Source organism: Desulfatitalea tepidiphila, assembly GCF_001293685.1.
GTDB lineage: Bacteria > Desulfobacterota > Desulfobacteria > Desulfobacterales > Desulfosarcinaceae > Desulfatitalea > Desulfatitalea tepidiphila.
The window spans coordinates 1035828-1056919 of sequence record NZ_BCAG01000001.1 but is presented as its reverse complement, the minus strand read 5'-3'; the positions used below and the strand labels follow the sequence as shown (position 1 = coordinate 1056919).

Below are 21092 nucleotides of genomic sequence, written 5' to 3'. Positions count from 1 at the left end.
TCCTCGCCGACACGGTTGCGGTAAGCGGCCATGAACCCGTCGCGCAGACGGTCCTCGAGCGATACCTTGCGGTCGTCCACATCGTGGGGCCGGACACCGGCGTCGCTGCGCAGCGGCGTTTCCGTCGATGCCTTGGCGGCGGGCTTGCCGCCCGGATCGCTGTCGGCGGCTTTCTCTTCCTTGTCCGCTTTGGCCGATTTAGGCAGGCGTTCGTAAGCGGCCTCGGTGGCGGCGAAGGCTTCGTCGGACAGTTCGGCCAGGCGTTTCAGTTCGGCTTCCCGGTTCTCCTCGGAAGCGAAGGAAAGTCCCTGCTTCTCCAGACGGGTGAGCAGCTTCTTGGCCCGGGAGCGGCAGGCGGCCGCCTTTTGTTCGGCTTCCAGTTCCTGGACACGTTTCTGCAGCTCGGCGACCTGGGCCTTGAGCTGCCGGTTTTCCTTTTCCAGGTCGGTAACGCGGGCAGGATCGTTTTCCTGCTGGGCCGGTTTCTTCTTGGCCGCTTCGACGGCCTGGTCATCGGTGGGTTTGGTTTTGTCTTCCATCGTGGAATCTCCTTCGGGTTGGGATTGGTCGGGCTGGCTCTGAAGTGACGCCACCTGCAGAATCCTGGCGTTCTCGTCCGCGCCCTTGCGGTCGAGCAGTCCCAGTCCGGTGAAAGTGACGCCGTGCAGAATCTCGAAAACGGGTTGGCCGTTGAAATCACGGCCCTTGAATTTGCGCAGGTGGGTGCAGTAGTCGGCCTTGTTCTGGAAGCGCTTGTGGCAGACCGAGCATTCGCCTTCCTGGTAGTCGCACTCCATGGAGACCTGGGAGATGATCCCGCGTTTCATCAGCTTGTAGGCCAGCCGGGCGGCCGGGGTGTCGTGGACGTACAGCTCGCCGACGCATTCCACGCGGCCGCCGTTGTCGTCCTCCAGGTAGTCGGCGGCGACGACGCCACCGACGATGTCGTTGAACTCCTGCGAATGCTGCAGATCGACCTTCTTGTTCACGGCCGTCATGTGCCGACCGGACAACTCCTCGGCGGTGAAGTGGTCGCCGTTCTTGTTGGTCCCTGTGCGGCAGAGAACGAAGGTGAACTGGGGGTCGCCCGCCGAACTGACATCCATGGCCTCGGTCGCGAGGCGTTCACCATCGCCCAGCCGGATGTCCACGGGGATGCTGGTGTGGAAGTTCGCGGCAGCGGCCATCGGAACGGGCTTCTCCTCCCGTTCGGCGCTGGCCTTGGCCCCGGGAGCGCAGACGAACAGACGCTCCTTGGCGTTGGAAGCCTCGCCGTGCTTGGAGGTGATGGCGTAGTGGTGATCCTTGGACTTCATCCGGCTCTGCTTGCCGAATGAGCCGATGATCCGCTTCATCTCCTGCTCGTTGGGATAGGCGTGATCGCGGTAGGAAATCAGCCAGTGCGGAATGTGTTTGGCATTGCCGAGAAAGGTCTGGAAGAATTCGCTGGCGTTGGCCTTGGTGACGGTCTTGTGGTCGGTCTCGTAATACTTGACCTTGGTGTCGGCCTTGATTTCGAGCCCTTCCCAATAGGTCATGAGCCCCTCCACAAAGTGGTAGGCCCGCTCGTAGTTGGTGGTCGAAAACTCGGTGGCGTAGGGCGGATCGAAGTAGGCCAGATCCGCCTTGGCTTTCGGCAGCAGGTCGTTGATGTCCTGCCGGTGCGCCTTGTTCTCCTTGTCGTTGTCGAAGACCAGGGCGTTGATGCGCTGCAGGTTCTTGCGCAGACGATCCTTGAACTCGTCTGGAGTGTCCTGGCGGCGGCCATAGTCCGTGGAGGACGAGAAGTGGCCGAAACCGCCCTTGCCGCTCATGCAGGTCTTGCCAAGGCCGAACAGAGCGATATCTTTCTTGAAGCCGGAGAGCTTGTCGCAGTTGGCGCGGATGGTGTCGATCAGCGCATGGACGCCCTTTGCGAAGAAGATGCCCTTGAAGTTGTCCTGGACGAAGCTGCCCGCCTTGGCGTTGTCGGCCAGAAGCGCTTCGATCTCGTCCTCGCTCAGGCGAACCGAGTTGTTCTCGATGATCGCCTTGGCGGCGTGGTGGCAGTAGCGGAGCCGGTCGTTGGCGATGACCTGGAGGCCCTTGGTCTTGTACATGTAGGCCACGACCGCAGACCCCGAAAATGCGTCGAGCACGGTGCCAACGCCTTCCGGGGTATGCTTCCAGATCCAGTCGACGAGCTTCTGCTTACTGCCGATGTAGTTGGTGATGTACTTGGGGCGTTTCTCGGGAGGGAGCTCTTCAGGAGCGGACTGTTCGGCGGCCTCGGTCCCAAGCACATCGGGATCGAGAGTCAGCGCCGCATCGGCCTCCAGTAGAAACGCCAGCCTTTCCAGGTCTGTGGCGAACAGTTCCATCAACGTCTCCGGTCAGTTTGCTGTGCTCTCCGCGACCTGCGGGGAGCGTTCAGCGGTTACTTACCGGAAGCGTCGGCGATGTGTCGGAGGGTGACGGCGAATTTCAGCGGACGGGGTTCAGCCGGGCCAGAACGGCCTTGCCGCAGGCGTCGAGGGAGGGGTATTCGTCGCTCTCGGTGATCTCGGAAAAGACCCCGTCATAGGGGGATCGGGACAGCCGGTGGTATTCGAGAAAATCTGCCGGAAGCGAGGTGGCCCCGGCCTCGACCAGACGGTTGACCACCCAGGCGGCTTCGTCCTTGCGGTCTGCAAGCCCGCTCGGCCCCCGGTCGAGGTAGTACATCTCCACATCCAGACCGGGACCCGACCCCTGAACCCAGACGCCCACGGGCACGTATTCCGGGACGGTGGCCTCCCGGTCTGCGATTATCGAGTCGATCATATAGCGCAGTTTCATGACCAGTCCTCCGCGATCCGGAGATGCTCTGCCAGAAGCTGGGCGTCGATCCGGTGGAATCTTTCGGCGTTTTTTTGTCGGTAGGCGATCCAGCGTTGCCAGTCCGCCGCGAGCTCGGGCTCCGAGACCGGCTCCATCATTTCGACATGGTGAATCCGGCCCAGATCGTCGGCCAGCTCGACAATCAGCCAGCCTTCGGCCTCCTTGCCGTCATGTTCGGCCATCAGGGTGTCTTCGACCCGGACATCGACCACTTTGATGGTGTGGGCGTGCTGAAAACCCTCGTCGTAACCGAGTGCCTTCCACAACAGCCAGAAATCGGTACGCAGATGGTTGCCAGCGGTGTCGAAATGGGGTGCGATCCGGGTGACGGTAAAACTATCCACCAGGGTATCCAGAAAGAGATCCCCGGATTCCCTTACGGTCATGCGGCTGCCCCGGTTGTTGAACCAGTGCAGCGCTTCCTGCAGCCGCTGTTTCTCTTGTTCGATAAAGTCCTTCATGGTCATTGTTTGCGTTTGCTCCAGCTTTGCGGGGTATGGACGATGTCCTCCACCTTGCGCCCGTCAGGTAGTTTCTTGATGCCGCGCCGGGTGAAACTCTGGATGATCTCCCGGCGTTCGTTGTCGCTTCTGGCGACGATGAATTCGATGTTGTCCAGCAGCGTTACCGAGTATTTGAAGATGGTCTCGTTGCCATGGCGCTGCGAGAACCGCTTCCAGTCGTCGATGCTGGCCCCCCGGTTGCGCTGCACGTAGTCATCAATCACCTTGCCGTAGGCGTCATGGTCATAACTGATAGCGTCCATGCGCCGCAGCATCTGTTTCTTGAAATAGAGGGCCGGTGAGGCGTCGCTGGCCGGTTGCTTCTTGATCCGGGTGAAGAAATAGCTCGCGCCGCCGGTCTGCATATCGGCCACCGGGGACATTCCGCCCGGAGCCACGCCCATGCGCATCTTCTCGACCGTGCTGACCATGGCTCCGTTGTTCTCCATGATCAAGTCGATGAAGCCGGACATACTCTCGCCGTTGGTCAGATCGTGGACCAGCGAATAGCCCTTCATCTGTTTTTCCAGGTCCTCCTCAGTGATGTCGAACCGGAGCTGGTGCCGGTATCCGCCCTTGGCGTCGCGGTCTAGAAAGCCCGCCTGGTATTCGCCCAGCGGGTTGTATCCGGAAAGCTGGGTGATGTCCTGGACGCCCAGTTCCTTTTGCCAATAGCCGCGCAGAGCCTGGACCCGCTCGGTGGTGGTGGCGTTGCGGTCGTCGAGCGATTTCTGCAGTCGTTTGTAGTCGGCGCTCTTGTCGGTCTTGCGGATGTAGGCGAGCTTTTCGAGGTACATCTGCTCCGCGTTTTCCGCCGTGGCCACCCGGGTATCGATCCCAAGCTGTTCGAGCTTTTCCAGCATCGCCTCGACCCGTCCGGGGGTAGCGTCGCCGTCCAGGATCATTTCCAACTCGCCGCGCTGGGCATAGAGGTTGGTGTCCGACCAGGGGCGATAGCGGACCCGGGTGCCGTCCTCGAAGGTGACGGTGTACTGGTGCCCGTCCTGCATGCGGGAGTTTTGATTGAACAGCGTCCGGTTGTCGATGTCGTCGGCCTCGACGGTAATGGTGCCGGAACCGATCCTGCGCTTGGTGTGGGTCACCTTGCCGCGTTCCACCTTGAACGGCGGTTTCTCCTTGGGTTTATGCGCGTCGAGCTTGGGCAGGTACTGCTCGAATACGCCGTTGGTGGCCCGGTCCCAGTCGACGGACTCTTCGATCTCCTTCACCCATTTCAGATAATGGTCCGCCATCTCCTTGACCTTGGGGTCGGTGCTCTTTTGCAGGGTCTCCAGTTTCTTGCGCAGGCGCAGGGCCTTGTCGATCTTGGTCCGGTTGTACTTGCCGTCGCCCACGTGGAAATTGACGTTTTTGACGGCGTCCAGAATCGTCGGAAAGAAGCTGTCTTCGACCAGCGGTTGTCCCTTTTCCCCGACCGCCGTCTGCACATACCTGCGCAGCACCTCGTCGATGCGGCGGTCCGTGTCCGGCCGGATCTTCATCTTGACCACGGTGCGCTTCTTCCCCTTGAAACTCTCGGTGAAGATCAGCGCGTTCTGGTCCTCAACGTCGCCACTGTCGAAGGGCAGTGTCTTGCCCTGCCAGCCTAGTTTGCGGGCCTCCTCGACCAGGGTCTCTTCGGCGGAGGAGAGCAGCTTTTTCTTGCCGGTGGCGGCGCTCAGCTTGTCGAAACGGAAGCCCCGATCCCCCAGCACATCGGCGTAATAGCCCTCGAAGTCACGCCGGAGATTGTGTTTCCGCTCCAGGGCCAGATCGTAGAAATGCCGCAGCCCGGCCGGGTCCTTGGAAAACCGTCCCTCGGCGTAGGGCCGCAGCAGATCGAGGTAATCCTCGTCGGCGATCTTTTCGACTTCCTGGATGTAGCGAAAGGTCGCGTTCGGATCGACCCGTACCTTCCCTTCCTTGGCCGCCCGGAAGACCTTGTTGTAAAACGGCTCTTCCTCGCCGCAGACGCCGTTGGGGTGATAGTCGAGCGAGAGCTTGTCCTGGCCCAGAAACTTGAATGCTTGGCCTTTGTCGATGCCGTAGACGCGACCGTCCCGGGCGCGGATGAACTGCTTGGAATGTCCGTCGTGGTTGGCGATCATCCAGTCGACCACATGCTCGCGCTGGATCTGCTCCAGTTCGATGGTGGTCAGATCCTGGGGCAGAATGTTGCGAAAATCGAAGTCGTCCCGCAGATCGGTACGCCATTTCTGGATGGAGCCGGTGCGGCCGTTCAACTGGATGGTGCGCACCTCGATGGAATGGGGGTCGATCAGGCGACCGATCTTGTAGGCGGCTTCCTCTCCGAAGGCGATGAACTCATCGTCCTTGCGGCCAATGGGCTTGAACAGCCATTTGTCACCGTTTTCGTCGGTCCAGAACTCCTTTTCGTGTGCGCCGCCGACAGCGGCCTTGCCGGTTTTCTTGAATTTTGACGGCAGACCTTTCTGCTGCCACGCGGCATCGACGGTGGCGAACTCCGCGCCTTTCTTGCCGATCTTGGCCTCGGGCGGCTTGACCGGACTCGGTTGTGGAGCTGGTTTCGGCGTGGCGGACTTGGCCGGTGCGGGTTTCTTCTTGCCGCCATGTTTTTCGGCCCATGCGGCGTGCTTGGTGTCGATGCTGGCCTGAACCGCTTTGATTTTCGCGGGATCGGTCTCGGTGAAGAGCGTGGTCAGCTCGTCTTTGTTGGCCCACTGCCAATACTGGACCTTGGTCTCCTTGGCGAGCGTCTTGAGCTCCGTCGATTTCAGCTTGCCGACCTGGTCCTGGAAGAGCTGTTTCTTGAAGGCGATTTCCTTGCTGTGGACCGCCAGCAGATCCTGGGGTAGATCGGTGCCACCGGAAACCGCCTGTTCCGCCTTGGCAATCGCGTCGAGGAAATCCTTGTAGCCGGTCGGCGTGTCGGGAACGACCACGGCCTTGGCGGCGTCTTCGAGGGCCGTTTTCTGTTTCAGGATCAACTTCTGCTTGGCCTCGTCGACCGCCTTTTTTTTGACCGACTCGGCCATGTCGGCACCGGCCTTCTTCTGCAGCGCCTCGACGAGCTGCTGCTTGTTCTTGAGGATGCCGATGCCGTGCTTCTGTTTGGCCGCCGCGAGTTCCTTGCCCATCAGGCCGCTGTGCTCCACGCCGGGTTCCAGCTTGTCCAGCAGCTCAATGGTCTCCTGTTTGGTCATGTTGAGGGAGATGCCGTTCTCCTTCGCCATCTCCTTGAGCTGCTGGGCGGTCATGCCCTCCAGCCCCTCGGCGGGAGGAATCTTCGCCATCTGGGCGGCGAGCAGCTTGGCCTGTTTGAGTTCCGTCTGCTTCAGCCCGAGCAAATCGACCAGTTCTTCCTTGGTCCGCAGCAGGCCGATCTTGTGTTCCTTGAGCTTGGCGCTGAGTGCCGCTCCGGCCAGGTCACCGTGATCGATCCCGGGTTCGGCCAGATCGAGCAGCTTGATGAAATCGGCCTTGGTCCGGGCGATGGCCACGCCGTTCTGTTTCGCTAGGGTCTGGAGCTGTTTGACCGTCAGCGAACCGAGGTCGGCAATGTCGCCGTTTTCAAAGGCGCTCTTGAGCTTGGCGTTCTCCTTGGCCTGGGCGTCGGCCATGCCTTCCAGCACGTGGGGCGGGAGAATGCAGGCGTCCCCCTGCGATGCCTGGGCGGCGGCCTTGGCGGCCATCTCGCTGCCGCAAACGGTCATCGGCCACGCCACGATGTTGGTGCAGCGGCAGTGCGGATGCGCGGGTTGTTGTGGGAATTTGTCGATTAGAAAAGTCTTGCCGTCCAGGCCGCCACAGACCGGACACATGCGCTCATCCTCCATGGCCAGCCATTCCAGCTTCTGGATGCCGACCCGCTCATGGAACTTGAGCCTGCCCATATTGTGGGCGCGGAGGACCTCGGTGCGGGCGATCATCTCCATGCGGTACTGCGCCTTGCTGAACACCCGGCTTCCGGCCTGGCGAAAGGAGTCCTTGTCGATGATCACCTTGCCCATGTCCCGGACGATGTCGTCGGCTCCCTTGCCCGTGGCGACGCCGTTCAGGATGGTGCGCTTGATGCCGTCTGCGAGTTCGCGGTGGACGTCACCGGCGAGTGTGAGGTTGTACTGAGCCATGAAGTCGAGGGCGTTGGTGTCGACGATGGTGAACACCTTGGTGGCCAGCTTATCGATGCCTTCTGGCTTGAGGTCGACGTAGAACGGAAGCGCCGCGTCGGCGAGCTCTCCGATTCCCTGCTGGATGCCGAGCTTGAAGGAGTCCTTGGTCGTCTTGCGAAAGACCAGGGTCTGCTCCCGTTTGAGCCGCTTCATGGTGTCGTCGAGTTCGAGCTGGAGCTTTTCCAGCCCCTTGAGCGCGGCGAGCTTGTTGTCCGGCAGGGAGCCGAGGGAGCGGTACTGGAGAATGGCGCGGGCGACCTCGTCTTCGGCCTGTTTCAGCGCCTGAGTGAGCTGGGCCGTGACCTGGTCGTTGTAGCGGTTGCGGGCCGTCAGGCTTTTCAGGGTGGCGTCCTGGATGCGCTGCTTGAGGTCCGATGGCATCAGCGAGGCTCCCGGCGGTCGATGAAGCGACAGGCCGGGGCGTCGAAGGTGCGCTCGCTGTTGTGGACCCGGCAGTGGTTGGTGTCAGCAATGAAGTGGCTGCACTCGTCGCACACGGCCGCATCGCCGGTGGACTCCAGGTCGCCCGACCAGACCAAAGCCGCCTCCGCCGTGGGTTCATCGTCCTCTGCCGGAATCCCGAGCATCTTCCGGGCGCGAGGCACGCTGAGAATGCCGGAGACGACCATATCCACCACCGGCTTCACCTGCTTCTCGTCCATCAGGTCGATCTGCTTACGTTCGGTCTCGCGGTTGGCGGCCTCGATGTCCGGGTCCAGGTCCATCTTGAGCTGAAGGCTGGAGCGGCTGATGAGCTTGCGGTCGTAGAGTTCGATGAGGAGCTTCTTGAAATCGACCGCGTCGCTGGGGTCGAGGTCGTTGAAGATGAACTGGATGCTTTTGTCGCCGTGGCCGTTCAGCTCCATCCAGTCGTCGAACACCCAGTCGAGGAGCTTGCGTGCGGCCTGTTTGATCTCGCGGATCATGACCATCATCTTCTGCATGCTCACCGAGGCGGTGGCGAAATTCGGACCGTCGCCGGTCACCAGCGAGCGTGACAGACCCAGGGCCACCACGATGTCTTCCTTCACCTCCTTGACCTTGTCCTCGACGTTGAGGACCTGGCCGTCGGTGCCGTGGGTTTCGACATTGACGTAGAACGGGACCACCAGGCCGCTTTTCATGTCCATCTTGTTGACCATGTCGCGAACCTGTTCGAGCATCCGCTGGTCCGGCATCACCATCTTCTGGCCGAACGCGCCGCCCACCTTGAGCAGGCGAAAGGGCGTGGCCCAGCGCTTGGCGATGGCCTGTTCGGCCCGGCGGTAGTCGCGCAGCAGTTCGATGGCCTGAAAGGCGGGAAGCACGAGGGAGTTACCCCGGGGCGAGAAGGCCGGTGCGTCCCATTTGAGGTGGACCACCTGTTCGACGGGTAGCGGGATGGATTCCCCGCCGCCGGGGGTGTCTTCGGGAAATTGGCGGGCCTCGATCAGCTCGCCCTGGGCGTATTTGACTTTGACCGAAACCGGATTGACGCAGACCAGCTCCTCGATATCCTGGCCGGACTTGGTGAAGCGCTTGAAGCCGATGGCGTCGCCTTTCACCAGGAGCTGAAGAACCATGTCCTTGATGAATTGCGTGATGTTCAACCGCCAGGCGGCCTCCAGAGCCTGCTCCTTGAGGTTCTCGTCATCGCTGGTGATCTTGATCTCGTCGCCCACGGCGAAGGTGCGCCAGGAGTTGACGCAGTTCTTCACCAGCGGCTCCTCGACGTAGTATTCCCAGGCCTTGCGGGCGCGTTCTTCCCAGGTGGCCGGAATCGCCTCGGCGGCGTTGACCTTGCTGAAGGCGGCCGAGTCGAGCGCGGCCGCTGCGGCCAGCGGCGCGATGACAAAGCCGGTGGTGTCCAGGCTTTCGGGTTGTTCGTCCTGATGGGCGGTGCTTTCCACGTGATCCTCTCGGTAGTTTCGGCCATGACAGCCGCACATCCGGCCCGTGTGGGCCGAACCCGGCTCGATGCCGGTTACTTACCGGAACGGGGTGGAAAGCGTCGGAGGGTGCGATCAGATGAAGATCGGATTGGTGAGGACCGGTTTGAGCGAAACCACCTCTTCGCCGACCGGGTCGAGGTTTCCTTCCTCCCGGATCAGCATGGCGCAGCGCACCGCGTCGATGATGTGGTCGTTGCCCTTGGAATATATAATCTTGCCGTCCCGCAGGGTGTAGGTGTGGGTGGTGAACTGGTCTTCCACCTCCAGGTCGTCCGAGGGGAAAATGACCTGCTTGCGCTGTAGGGCTCCGTTGATGAGGCTGGTCATCAGCTCCTTGGTTCGCTTCTTGATTTCCTTGCCGTCTCGCACCGCCAGCCGGGTCATGCCGCCGAAGTCGTATCCCTTGAGCCTGCCTTCCAGCTCCAGCCCTTTGTACTTGTCCAGGGTGAGCAATTCCTGAACCACCGCCAGACCGTTCCCGCCGTTGTCCACGCCGATGCCAGCCGGGGTGTAGTAACGCTCCAGCAGCGCGATGATCTGAGCGATGTGCGGATAGGAAACGTGTTCGAGATGGACGCGCAGGATCATCTTCAGCAGCGTCCGCTCGCCGATCTCCGTCTCCTGGAATACGACGATCTCGGTGGGGTCGTTGGTGTAGCCCAGGTCGCCACCGATCCAGAACTGCCCGCTGCGGGGCGTGAGGTTGAGCAGCATCTCCAGCCGGTCGTGGGCCGCTTCCTCGGTGTCGCAGTCGCGCAGCTCGGAATCGGTGATGACGATCTTCTGATACTCCAGCAGATCCTGCCGACAGAGGTTGAACTGCTCGACATTGAAGGCCCCATAGGAGGGCTTGCCGTGTTCACCGGCCACCTCGTGTTGCCAGCCGGAGCTGTCGCGGCCGCCGTAGAACTCCAGCAGTTCGGCCTCGCGCTCCTCGGTCCACAGGGGATTGAGCCAGGACGGCCAGCGGAACACATGGAACTGATCCGACGAGGTGAGCCGGTAATAGGTGGTGTCGCGCAGGCCGTTGGGCGTGGAGTAGATGCGTAGCGTCCCCCCGGCCTTGAGGCACTGGCGGAGCGCCTTCCAGGCCCGTTCGGTCAGCCAGGCTCCTTCATCGACCCAGACGCGGCCCACGTGCAGGGACCGGAAGGCGTCGCCATAAGCCCCGGCCGGGCGGAAATAGAGCACCGAACCGTTGGTGAACTCCAGGCGGAAGTAGGGTTTGCGGTGGATCTTGGGCTTGCCGTACTTGGTCAGGGCGATGCTGTTCATCAGATCCGGGTTGGTGTCGAGCTGGAACTCAATCTCCTCGATGATGGTATCGAGGTGCCCCTGGTGCGGAGCCGCGATGAGGCCCTGGCCGCCTCGGGTGGTGAAGGCGTAATGGAGCGCGTCGGTCGAGAGCACGATGGACTTGCCCACGTCCCGGCCGTCGAGGTGGATGATGTTCTTGGCCGGGCAGCGCAGGTCCTCCACCTGGTGCGGCCAGTAGTCGCGGCCTGAGCCATCCCGGTTGTAGAGGTAGGCTTGCCCCCACAACACGGGATCGCTCAGGGTCGCCGCGAGTTTGCGCTCCTTGTCGGTTACCGCCATCAGTGCATTCCCGTCCTCAAGGCGTTGCCGAGGATGGTGCCCACCAGTTCCGTCAGGATTTGCTGCACGGCCAGGGTGTTCTTCCGGTCGTGGACAGCTTCCTGAATGTCGATGATGGCCTGGTCCAACTCCGTCCAGGCCCGGTACTGCTGCTGGGCCGCTTCCAGACGGCCGAGGGCGTTCTCGATCCGTCCCGCCGCCAGCTCGGTGCCGATTTCGACCAGGGCCTCACCGGCCTGGCGAACGGCATCGCTGTTCTCCTGAAGAATCTCTTTCATTGGCCTGCCTCCTGGTTCGTGCCGTTGGCCCACTGGTCAAGGGCGTCCACGGCGGTCTGCAGGCGCAGGCCGACACCGGTCAGGCGCTCGGCGTCCGGGTGGCCGACCTCGCGCAGCGCCTTGTTGGCCTCGGTCACATACTCGGGTGTGTGGCGGTTGACGGTGGCCACTGCCGACTGGATCTGGGCCGGAGGCCGGTAGGTGGCGCAGCCGGTCATGATCCCGGCCAGGACCAGCGGGATGGTCCATTCGAGTGTCTTCTTCAACATGTTGATCTCCTTTGGTTTATGGGTTTGGGGCACATGCAGAAAGATCTCTGCAAACACTTGATTTCCAACGAAATAGAAGCGTCATTGGATGTGACGCGGGATGGTCCCGCATCCAAGAAAACCGGAACCGGAGGCAGGCCATGACCTACGACAGAAACCGCCAGCAGGCACTCAAGGCGTACCGAGAAAAGCAGGAGAACATCACCCGGCTGATAGAGGGCATTCGCGGCAAGCTCGAAGCGGACGCGAAGCAGCCGGACATCACCTGGGCGAGCGTCGGCTCCCTCGGCCACGTCGAGGAACTGCTGCGGGAGCTGGACGAGTTCCTGTCCTGAACACACCGGGCCACCGACAAAGGAGACATCGACATGACCGAATGCACCGTGCATCAAGCCGCCGAGGCTTTCATCGGCTACCTGCGGGAATCCGGAAAGAAAGAGCGGACCCTCTACACCTACCGGAAGGACCTCGATGTGGTTGAGGCCTTCTTCGGCGCGGATCGCCAGCTCGCCGAGATCCGGCTTCCCCAGGTCGGCAAGTTCTACAAGTCCGACCTGCTGCTCAAACTCCCCGACGGCAAGGAGCGAGCCGAGCGCACCGTCGCCAAGACCGTCCGGGTGTTCCGCATGATGATGGTCTGGGCCAGGGAGTCGGGGCGCATCGAGGAGCTGCCGCTGCCCAAAAGCACGCCCATGGGCCACAGCCGGGTGAAGGAGTCCAGCGATGAGCAACCGAACGGCTGACCTCGGTCTGACGGGCGCGACAGAGGCGTTCTGTGCCCGCCTGTCGGCCGAAGGACGCTCCCCGGCGACCATAGCCGCATACCGCCGGGACCTCGCCCTGGTGGTCCGCGTGGCCGGGGAGCTGGCCCCGGGCATCGTCTGCCGGGAGGTCACGGCCGGGCTCCTCGACCAGGTGTTTTCCGCCGGGGCGGTCACCGAGAGCGGGCGAGGCCCACGCTCGGCGGCCTCGCTCCATCGGATGAAGGCGGCGGTGCGGGCCTTTTTCGCCTGGGCCTCCGAGGCGGGCGTGGTCGGTGAAAACCCGGCCCGGTCCATCCGCATGCATCGGTTGCCGAGAAAGCTGCCGGTCTTCCTGACTACCGCCGAAAAGAAACGTCTGCTCAAGGAGCTCAAGGGGCGGACCGATTTCTCCACGCTGCGCGACCGCGCCATGATCGAGGTGTTGCTGGGCACCGGGATCAGGCTTGGCGAGCTGGCCGCGCTCGACATGGATGACATCGACCTCGACGCCAAGCATCTGCGGGTGCGGGCCAAGGGGAATGTGCCGCAGGTCAAGTTCATCAAGACCGACCTCCGCACATTGCTGCGCCGTTACCTGGCCGAGCGTCGTCGACACGGCCGCCCAGAAATGGAAGCCCTGTTCCTGTCGAACCGGGACTGCAGACTCTGCCAGCGGCAGATAGCCAACCGGCTCGCCCACTGGCTGCGGAAGGCCGGGATCGAAAAGGAACTGACGCCGCACGGGCTGCGGCACACCTTCGCCACCCACCTCTACGGCGCGACCAACGACCTGCTCGTGGTGCAGCGGGCCTTGGGGCATCGCGACGTGTCCACCACCCAAATCTATACCCACCTCGTGGACGGTCAGCTCGAGGAAGCCCTCGAACGCCTCTGATCCTTCCGGACCCGACGATGGGGGCGGCCTCGGCTGCTCCTGTTTTCGTTGGCCGAGGCAGTGTCGAAGACAGTGAATGACAGTGCCCGCAGAAGAACACATCCGCCGATGATGAATGATCATGACGGAGGGTCTCTTCCTCCCGGGCGGAGCGGGAAATATCGATTGACCGGAATTTCTCCTTTTCTGTTTGTCGGCCGCACATGGCTATAACTGCTTGGCTTGTGCGCTCCGGGCGCGGAACACACATGGCAATATCTGCTTGGCATATGCGAGGGCCGCTGCCGAAGGAATGGCTGTTTGCGGGGCTTGGCCGGTTCTGACTGGGGCTCGACATGCCCATATTTACTTGGGTTGTGTGAGAGAGCCCCGGCGTGAACATGCCAATATCTACTTGGGTTATGCGGCTCGGTTTATGCGCACACATGCCAAGCGGATATCGAGGGCTGCAGGAAGAAATCGAGGAGTGGGAATGATGATCGGCCGCCGGAGAATGCCAATTCCGAAAGTGCAAGGAACACGTCTTATCCGCAATTCCCGCTGAAGTCGTTTGCCGCAAGTCGCCGTGTGTCGGGGTCATCGGAAAAGCCCTCCATGGTGTTATCCGCAATTCTTTCCGCGTTTCTTGCGGCCGGAGGTTTTCGAGGCCGGAGCATTGGCGGCCTCGGCCACCTTCTCGAGCAGAGCCGCCGCCCATTCCGCCGGAGAGGTCTGCGGGCCTTTCGGCTCCTCACCCTCACGGGCGATCTTGGTGGTCTTGAGATCCTTCATGTGGCAGCGGATCATCCGGTCGAGCTTCTCGGCGGCGTCGGTGTTCCCCTCGATCTGGGCGCGGACCAGCTTCACCGAGTAGACGCCCACCAGCTCCACCTGCAGGAAGTCGCTGGACTTGTTGAACTCGAAGTCCTGATTGAGGCGGTCGATGATTGCATCGAACATGACCTTCTCTTCCGGGGTCAGGCAGCGGTCGGCAAAGATGCCGTGACGCAGCCGGTTCTGGTTGCCCTCGGGCGCACCAGGCCCGCGCCGGGGCGGTTCGGTCTTGCCCTCGTTGCGGTGCCAGCGGTCCAGCGTCTCTTTGTCCGGTTTGTTCAGTGCCACGTGGAAATCCTGCCGAATATTGTTTTCCCAAGCCGGGATGCGGGGCGGGAGGCCGATTTAGCCTCCAAACGCGCTCCCGCCGGTTCAGGGGTTACTTACCGGAATCGATGGCCAACTGTCGGTCCCGATCCTGTTTTCGTTCGGCGGCGATGATCTGGTTGACCCGGCGGGTGGTCACACCGGCGAGGTTGGAGATCTCCTGGCTGCTGATCCCCTGCAGATGAAGGGCAAGCACAAGGTCACGGCGTTCCTGGTAAAACCGGCTCGGTGCCGGAACCCAGAGAATTCCGGTGTAGTGCTTCTGGATCTGCTCGAAGAGTTCCTCGGGCAGGACATCCTTGGCGTTGGCGTAGCGTTTCTTTTTCTTCACGGCTCAATCCTCCACTTTCTTCATCCACGGCTGCGGCACGTCCGGGTTGTAGAACCGCAGCGTGCTGGGACGCCCGGACTTCGGCCCATGGATAATTTCGATAGAACGCTCGGTGACCTCGCCAATCTCCTGATCGCCATCGACGAAGCAGACCAGGCCGTAGTCCTCGCCGCAAGGAAACCGGAATCGGCCCTGGTTCTGGTAGAGGCGTGCCTCGGACCAGCCCTTGGCCATGGCCTCCTCACGGATGGCGTCGACCTTGGCGACTGCCTGGGAAGTCACCGGCTGCTTACATTTCCAAGCTTGGTTCCCGGGATAAATCCAGTCCTTTCTGGGAGCTTCGACGGGTTTCTCCTGGGGCTCGGGACGAAGCGCGGGTGGCCGGTAGTTCTTCGGGGAAAAGGACTGCAGGACCTCCTGGAGGCTTTCCTTGCCGAATTCCCGGATGGCCAGCTCCTGCAGGGCGTTGAATCGCTGCCGCAGCGTATTCCAGGCATCCTCGGGGAGCTTTCCGGCCTTGTGCGCGGCTTGGGCCGTGACCATGCGGGAACGTAGCCAGGCAAAGTATTCAGGCGACAGACGGCGGCACAGCGTGCCGTTGACCTCCCTGTCTTCAGGCCGGTCGCGGGCGTCCTCGATCTCGTGGACATCGAGTCCGGTGGAGACATAGATGGCGGGCTGCGGTGGTTGCGGTGGTAATGATGGGGTTTCACATCCTGCCGAGGCTTCCTGCCCTCCGGCGGTGTGCTTGATCATGGTTTTCAGAAGGCTCATGGCTTCAGGCTCCAGAAATACGGGTTAATCGCCTTTCCCGTTACTTACCGGAGCTGCCCTGAAACCGTCGGTGACCACCTGCTGCGGTGGATACGTGCGGTGGCCGCGGTGGTCGTGCGGTGGAAGGTTTACTTGTCCCACCGCAGGTGGTAGTTCTTTGTTTGTTATTTGTTTTTAGATAGTTATGAAGAAAGAGAAGAGAGAGTGCGGTGGTTGCGGTGGTATTTGGGGAATGTTTCTCACGCTGGGCCGGAATTTGCCTGGCGTGGGATGTCGGGTTGGTAGGTAGAAAAAATATTTCAACCCATAGGGGGTGAGACCTCTGGATTTACCACCGCAACCACCGCAAAGGCCATGAAAGCCTTGTCTGGCAAGGGTTTGGCGTGCGGTGGTCATCCACCGCAAGGGACAGCGGTGATCACCGCACCACCGCAAAACCGGAGCTGCGAATACTCAATCCGTTGTCTTTCGATTATCTATAGAAATGATAACGTTCGTTTCATGTTGACCCAGGTGCCACCGTTTACTAGTGACCTGTTGGAGGAAATGCAAATCATGGCTGATCAGCAACAGGCCACAGGGGCAATCTTTCAGGGCATTCTCTAAGCACTCGATTGCTGGAAGATCGAGATGATTTGTCGGTTCATCCATAACAATTAAATGCGGCTGACGAATAATTCCAAGCGCCAATAGCACCTTGCGCAATTCACCTGGGCTGATATCAAGGTTATGTAACAGTCGTTCAGGGCGTGACCCAAGAGCACTCACCACTGTCATAATTTTACCAAGTTGTTCATGAGAAAGGTGATTTACATCTGCCATGATTTTTCGGGTTTTCATCATGTCAATCTCTTGCGGTAAATATACCAAATGCTCATTAGGAATATTTATGTGGTTAAGAATATGTCGAATAAAAGTTGTCTTTCCCATTCCATTTGCTCCAGTAATAGCAATGCGATCGTCACGTAGCATTGTAATCTCTGGTATATGCAATTTTCTTGATTCATCGAGAGCGATTATGTCAGCAGGAATAGTAAAGAGGATTCGACGTGGAGAGACGGAACCATCGATCCAGAAATGAGTTGCATAGCGTTTCTTGATTTCTATATCAGAAATTTGTTCCTGCACATGCTTTATACGACCTTTTAATTGCTTAGCAAGACGCCCGGCATGACCATCCTGTCCTGAAACACGAGCCAGGTCGATTTTGGCACGCCCATCGCTGTCACCACGTGCCAAATGACGTTTCGATTTCTTTTTGTTGGCGCGTGAGGCTTTAGCGCAGCGACGTTTCGACTCGTCCTTTAATCGTTCCAGGTTTTGTTGCAAACTATGACGTCTATCCTGCAAACTTGATTCTTCTCGTTTAACATCTGCGGCAGCTTTCGTATAATTGCCAGGTTGTATTATGGCTTGAGGGGGGTCGAGAAAAATACATTGCTGGCAAAGAAGGTCAAGCAAATCTCGGTCATGGCTAACCAGCAGGCCAATACCACGAAATGACGTAAGCGCTTCTATAAGCAGCTCACGGGCCGTAATATCAATATGATTGGTCGGTTCATCAAGAAGAAGGACATCCGGTTGTTGCCAGAGAGCGACAGCAATTTGAGCACGCTTACGCTCGCCATGACTTAGTGTCGGCCAGCGACTTACCCAATCATCGCCAAGCCTTAGCTTTCCACGCAGTACGCATGCCTCTGCTTCAACGGTAGAAATCAAAAGTGATAGCTGTGCCGGAACATCGTCAGTGCGCTGCGGGCAGAAAACTATATGTCCGGACCGTTTGATAGTCCCTTGCTGTACCTGTAGATGTCCTGCCGCAAGTTGCAGAAAAGTCGTTTTCCCTGCACCGTTTGGCCCTACGATTCCTGTCCATCCTTCCGCAAGATGAACTGTGATGTCCTCAAGCAATGAGGATATTGCACTATCATAAGAAAAGGTAACGTTTTGAAAAGATATTGACATTGTTGACCTCCAAGCATGCTGTAACAAAACATACTGGACGTCCCATTCCCATGAAATCAGCTAAAATAAAAAATGCCACGTCTTAAACGTGGCATTCAAATCATAAACGCTGAAGCCACCCAAGATCTACGGAAACAGAACGCCATTTTTTGGATAATTTTAACGATCCAAAATGGGAACACGAAAATTTCGTGAAGGCTCGTTTCCGTTAGATTCTCAAGGGTATACCTCCATATAAATTTGCTTTTAACTTAGCATCACAGGATGATGGCGTCAAGTTTTGCCTTTGATTTTGATAAAGTTCAGTGTCGTCATATCATCCAGTTTGGGCAAAAAAAAATTCCATTTACCTGCTCTTGTGGCAGATCCAATACTCAAAGTTTTTGGTGTGGGCGTTGCGCTGCCGGTCGATGTCGAACCCGGCGTCCCGGATGACATCCAGGTCGTTGCTGATGCGCCGACCGAGCTGGGCGGGTTTCTTGTATTCGAACTCGAGGTTGAATTCCCGGCCGACCCTGCGCAGCGCCGCGAGCAACCGTCCCGCTGACACTGGCTCCATGGTGTTCTCGTTCTCGAACCTCACCTGGTAGCGTTCGATGAACCCCACTACGTGGTTTGCCCGGTCGTCCTCGCCGTAGCGGGCCTTCTCGTCCAGCTCCACCGCGTTTCGGTAGGCATGGAAGAGCGATGCCAGCGCCGTTGCGATGGGGTTCGACTCCCGCGCCATCTCCTGGCTGGTGTCGTTGATGGAATGGATCTGCTCGATGAACAGCGGGCTCAGATCCTCGAGTCCGGTGGTCACCTCGTGTTCCTCGGACCCGGCCAGCATCATCAGATACATCAGGCTCAGGTAGTCGTTGCACCGGCGCTTGCCATGAGTCGGCATGGTTCGGTGCAGCAGGCGCATGACCTGTTTCTGGGCTCCGTCCCGAATCATCGCCAGCACATGGCTGGTCCGCTTCATGATGGCCGAGATGATCAGATCCCGGTTCTGCTGGATGGCGGAGATGACCTCCGATTCCAGAAAACAGTCGCTGGCCTGGTTGGCGAGGTCGAAGTTGATGACGAAGGACCTCGACAGTATCTCCGAAAGCTCCCCGCACAGCGGCTCGATGCCGGTGGTGTTCAGCAGGCATTTGGTTCGTTCGGTGATGGTCTCGCTGTCGGTGCCGCTCTTGCGTTTCTCCTTGGCGATGCCGGTGATGCTGGTCAGCATGAAGGTGGTCAGATCCTCGGTCATCTGCTTGACCTCGATGTTGTCGAGGACGATGAGCGGGTTCTGCGAGCCATCGGTATAGTTCGCCGCGTCGGTGGCCTTCTTGTGCTGGGGCTCGCCGAAGAGCAGCGTCGACGTGATCTTGCTGGCGGTGGTCTTGCCCGATCCGGCCGAGCCCTCGAAGCGGGTCATGGGCCGCGTCCCGGCGAAATCGATCAGCAGGAAGCAGGAGAGCCAGGAAAGGATGAGAAAGCGATCTCCTTGCGGGCAGGTCATGTTGCCCACCAGCAGATCGACCAGGAGCCGGTCCGCCTCTTCGAGGTCGGCGTCGGGCAGGAATTTCAGCGGCTTCATCTTGCGCGAGCCGTCCAGGATGATGCCGTCCTCGTTACCGCCGTTCTTCATGATCTGAATCTCGTCCGGGGTGATCTTGGCGATCTCGTGCTCCGGATTATTCAGATTGAAATAGACGGTGTAGGAAGCCACATCGGTGTGCAGCCAGGAAAAATGGTCGCGCACCTGGCCACGGATCATCGCCAGGCTGGGCAGTACCTCGAAAAATGTCCGTCCGCCGCCCGTGGTCGGCACCATGCCCGTGTGTTTGTAGAGCATGGCCGCATAATGGCGCTTGCGGCCCCGGTCCGGTGAATCCATCCAGTAGATGGCGTTGTCGAAATACATGAACGGCTCGCCCTGCAGGGTGTGAAAGAACTGGGCACCGTTGGAGGTGAACCAGTCGTAGGCGGCCTCGGCGGCCAGGGTGTAATCGGGAGCGCCGTTCTCCAGTTCCGTGTCGATCAGCACCTCGTCGACCCGGGTGCGGCACGATCCGGGCATCGCGCCGGACATCCGCTTGGCCTTTTTCTTTTCGTTACGGAACTCGACCTTGCGGTCCTTCTGGATGGCGCGGATCTGCTCTTTCAGGGTGGCCATGGAGACGCCACCGCCGATGCGCTCCTGCACCAGCTTCAGCAGACGGGCCTGTTCCAACGGCGACTGCTCGGAAATCTCTCCCAGGATCGGCTCGAGTAGGCGGTTGCGCTCCTCTTCTTCAGCGCCCTCGGGCAGCGAGTGCACGCCGAACTCGATGGGCGTGCTGGCTTCGGCGAGCAGGCGTTCGAAATCCTCCCGGGTATGCCCGGCGGCAATGTAATCGTTGACGTCGATCTTGGCGGTGGCCAGAAGCGCCTCGGCCGCCTGGATTTCTTCGGCTGGACGTCCCGCCAGCAGCTTGGCCAGTTCCTTCGGCCCCACGCTCGCCGTCAGGCTGAACCGTTCGGTCAGCTCCTGCCGGGCCGAGATCTGTGTCTCCGATAAGGGCAGCGTTACCAGACGGGTGTCGATCTTGTGTTCGGCCAGGGTGCGGGCGGTTTGCAGCGCCCCTTTGAGACCGGCCTGGGAGAGTTCGTTGTCCTGGCAGATGTATACGGTTTCGACGCCGCGCAGCTTGGGGATCAGGCGCTCCCAATCGGCGGCCCGGATGCGGACGGTGACCGGAGATACGGTGGGCAGGCCCAGTTGCATCAGCGCCAGACAATCGGTCACCCCCTCCGTGATGATCACCTTGCCGGGCCTGGCCAGCAGACAGTCCTCGTTGAACAGCAGCGCGTTGTTGATGAAATCGGCGACGTAGGGTCGCTGGTGCTCGTCGTGAACCGGCAACTTCTTGTTTTTCCCTTGCTCCCAGCCCACGTCCGGGGTCCACGGCGTCTTGCGGCCGATCATGAATACCACCCGGCCACGGCTCCAGTAGGGGAAAACGATCCGGCGCTCGAAAAATGGCGTCAGGCCGTCCTGGCTGGTGGGCCGGAAAGCGCCGGTGGCGGCAAGCTCCCGTTTGGAGAAACCGTCTTCACCTCCGGTCAGTTGAGCGACCGCTCCGGAGGCGTTGTCCGCATAGCCGATCAGCAGATCGTCGATGGTCTCCTCGCTCAAGGCGTATTTGGATTTCAGCCAGTCGAGGACCTCCGGCGACTCCTTGAGCTTGGCGTGGTAAAGCTTGGCCAGCGCCGTCAGCGCGTCCTTGACCCGCAGTTCGAAGGCGCGGTCGGCCTCTGTCTGGGCCAGACGCTCCTGGCTGAGGCCATAGCGCGACAGCGGCGGCAAACCCGCCTTCTTGGCGAGATAGTCCCGGGCCTGGCGGTGGCTGTCCGGCATCGGACCGGATTGCCCGGCGGTGACAGAGCCCGTCTGAATGAACTCCACGAGCTGCAGCACGTCACCGCCAACCCCGCAGCCGAAGCAGTACCAGCCCTGCTTGTCGAGCATCACATGCAACGACAGGCGCGACTGGCTCTGATGGTTGGGACAGTCGCACATCAGGCGCTGGCCGGTCTCCTGGGTGATCCGTCTCGGCAGGAGTTCCCGGGCCACCTCACCGATGTCCATCTCGGTGACGAGCCGGTAATACTCCCTGACGTTATCCGTTCCGCCCATAC

General features: G+C 60.2%; 16 protein-coding genes. 3 read left to right on the top strand and 13 right to left on the bottom strand.

Going from position 1 to position 21092, the window contains the following annotated elements:
* The 8 genes from DFT_RS04580 to DFT_RS04545 all read right to left on the bottom strand — a co-directional run.
* Nucleotides 1–2360 (bottom strand): DNA adenine methylase (locus tag DFT_RS04580; protein WP_054030024.1); only part of this gene is annotated, 2360 nt, incomplete at its 3' end.
* Nucleotides 2361–2463: 103 nt separating this feature from the next.
* Complete coding sequence (locus DFT_RS04575) at nucleotides 2464–2817, bottom strand: hypothetical protein (RefSeq protein ID WP_054030023.1); 354 nt, start codon at nucleotides 2815–2817, stop codon at nucleotides 2464–2466.
* Nucleotides 2814–3326: a hypothetical protein gene (locus DFT_RS04570; protein ID WP_054030022.1), complete on the bottom strand. Its 513-nt coding sequence runs from the start codon at nucleotides 3324–3326 to the stop codon at nucleotides 2814–2816. The genes DFT_RS04575 and DFT_RS04570 overlap by 4 nt, the downstream gene beginning before the upstream one ends.
* A complete protein-coding gene (locus DFT_RS04565; RefSeq protein WP_054030021.1) occupies nucleotides 3323–7897 on the bottom strand; it encodes a minor capsid protein in 4575 nt (1524 codons plus the stop codon). Before DFT_RS04565 ends, DFT_RS04570 begins: the two co-directional genes overlap by 4 nt.
* Nucleotides 7897–9405 carry a phage portal protein family protein gene (locus DFT_RS04560; RefSeq protein WP_054030086.1) on the bottom strand — a complete coding sequence of 503 codons (1509 nt, stop codon included), beginning with the start codon at nucleotides 9403–9405 and terminating at the stop codon, nucleotides 7897–7899. The genes DFT_RS04565 and DFT_RS04560 overlap by 1 nt, the downstream gene beginning before the upstream one ends.
* Before the next feature lie 114 nt (nucleotides 9406–9519).
* The gene (locus DFT_RS04555) at nucleotides 9520–11043 is read right to left on the bottom strand and encodes a terminase large subunit domain-containing protein (protein WP_054030020.1); all 1524 of its coding nucleotides are present in this window, start codon (nucleotides 11041–11043) and stop codon (nucleotides 9520–9522) included.
* Nucleotides 11043–11321, bottom strand: coding sequence for a hypothetical protein (locus tag DFT_RS04550; RefSeq protein ID WP_028320572.1), 279 nt, complete (start codon nucleotides 11319–11321; stop codon nucleotides 11043–11045). Before DFT_RS04550 ends, DFT_RS04555 begins: the two co-directional genes overlap by 1 nt.
* Entirely contained in the window at nucleotides 11318–11590 is a 273-nt protein-coding gene (locus DFT_RS04545) for a hypothetical protein (protein ID WP_028320571.1), read from the bottom strand. The genes DFT_RS04550 and DFT_RS04545 overlap by 4 nt, the downstream gene beginning before the upstream one ends.
* 140 nt (nucleotides 11591–11730) lie before the next feature.
* Between DFT_RS04545 and DFT_RS04540 the strand changes: the two genes are divergently transcribed.
* From DFT_RS04540 to DFT_RS04530, 3 genes are read left to right on the top strand one after another with little or no spacing between them, the layout of a single operon-like run.
* Nucleotides 11731–11925, top strand: coding sequence for a hypothetical protein (locus tag DFT_RS04540; protein WP_011367833.1), 195 nt, complete (start codon nucleotides 11731–11733; stop codon nucleotides 11923–11925).
* 33 nt (nucleotides 11926–11958) lie between these two features.
* Entirely contained in the window at nucleotides 11959–12333 is a 375-nt protein-coding gene (locus DFT_RS04535) for a hypothetical protein (RefSeq protein ID WP_027371103.1), read from the top strand.
* Nucleotides 12314–13228 carry a tyrosine-type recombinase/integrase gene (locus DFT_RS04530; protein WP_054030019.1) on the top strand — a complete coding sequence of 305 codons (915 nt, stop codon included), beginning with the start codon at nucleotides 12314–12316 and terminating at the stop codon, nucleotides 13226–13228. The genes DFT_RS04535 and DFT_RS04530 overlap by 20 nt, the downstream gene beginning before the upstream one ends.
* Nucleotides 13229–13828: 600 nt before the next feature.
* On the opposite strand, the gene DFT_RS04525 is transcribed toward DFT_RS04530, so the two are convergent.
* From DFT_RS04525 to DFT_RS04505, 5 genes are all read right to left on the bottom strand, one after another.
* A complete protein-coding gene (locus DFT_RS04525) occupies nucleotides 13829–14329 on the bottom strand; it encodes a hypothetical protein (RefSeq protein WP_054030018.1) in 501 nt (166 codons plus the stop codon).
* 91 nt (nucleotides 14330–14420) lie between these two features.
* Nucleotides 14421–14699: a hypothetical protein gene (locus DFT_RS04520; protein ID WP_054030017.1), complete on the bottom strand. Its 279-nt coding sequence runs from the start codon at nucleotides 14697–14699 to the stop codon at nucleotides 14421–14423.
* A gap of 3 nt (nucleotides 14700–14702) precedes the next feature.
* Entirely contained in the window at nucleotides 14703–15473 is a 771-nt protein-coding gene (locus tag DFT_RS04515; protein ID WP_054030016.1) for a hypothetical protein, read from the bottom strand.
* A gap of 453 nt (nucleotides 15474–15926) precedes the next feature.
* Entirely contained in the window at nucleotides 15927–17438 is a 1512-nt protein-coding gene (locus DFT_RS04510; protein ID WP_054030015.1) for an ATP-binding cassette domain-containing protein, read from the bottom strand.
* A 346-nt stretch (nucleotides 17439–17784) separates the two neighbouring features.
* Nucleotides 17785–21090 carry a CHC2 zinc finger domain-containing protein gene (locus DFT_RS04505; RefSeq protein WP_200907011.1) on the bottom strand — a complete coding sequence of 1102 codons (3306 nt, stop codon included), beginning with the start codon at nucleotides 21088–21090 and terminating at the stop codon, nucleotides 17785–17787.
* Nucleotides 21091–21092: the final 2 nt, after the last annotated feature.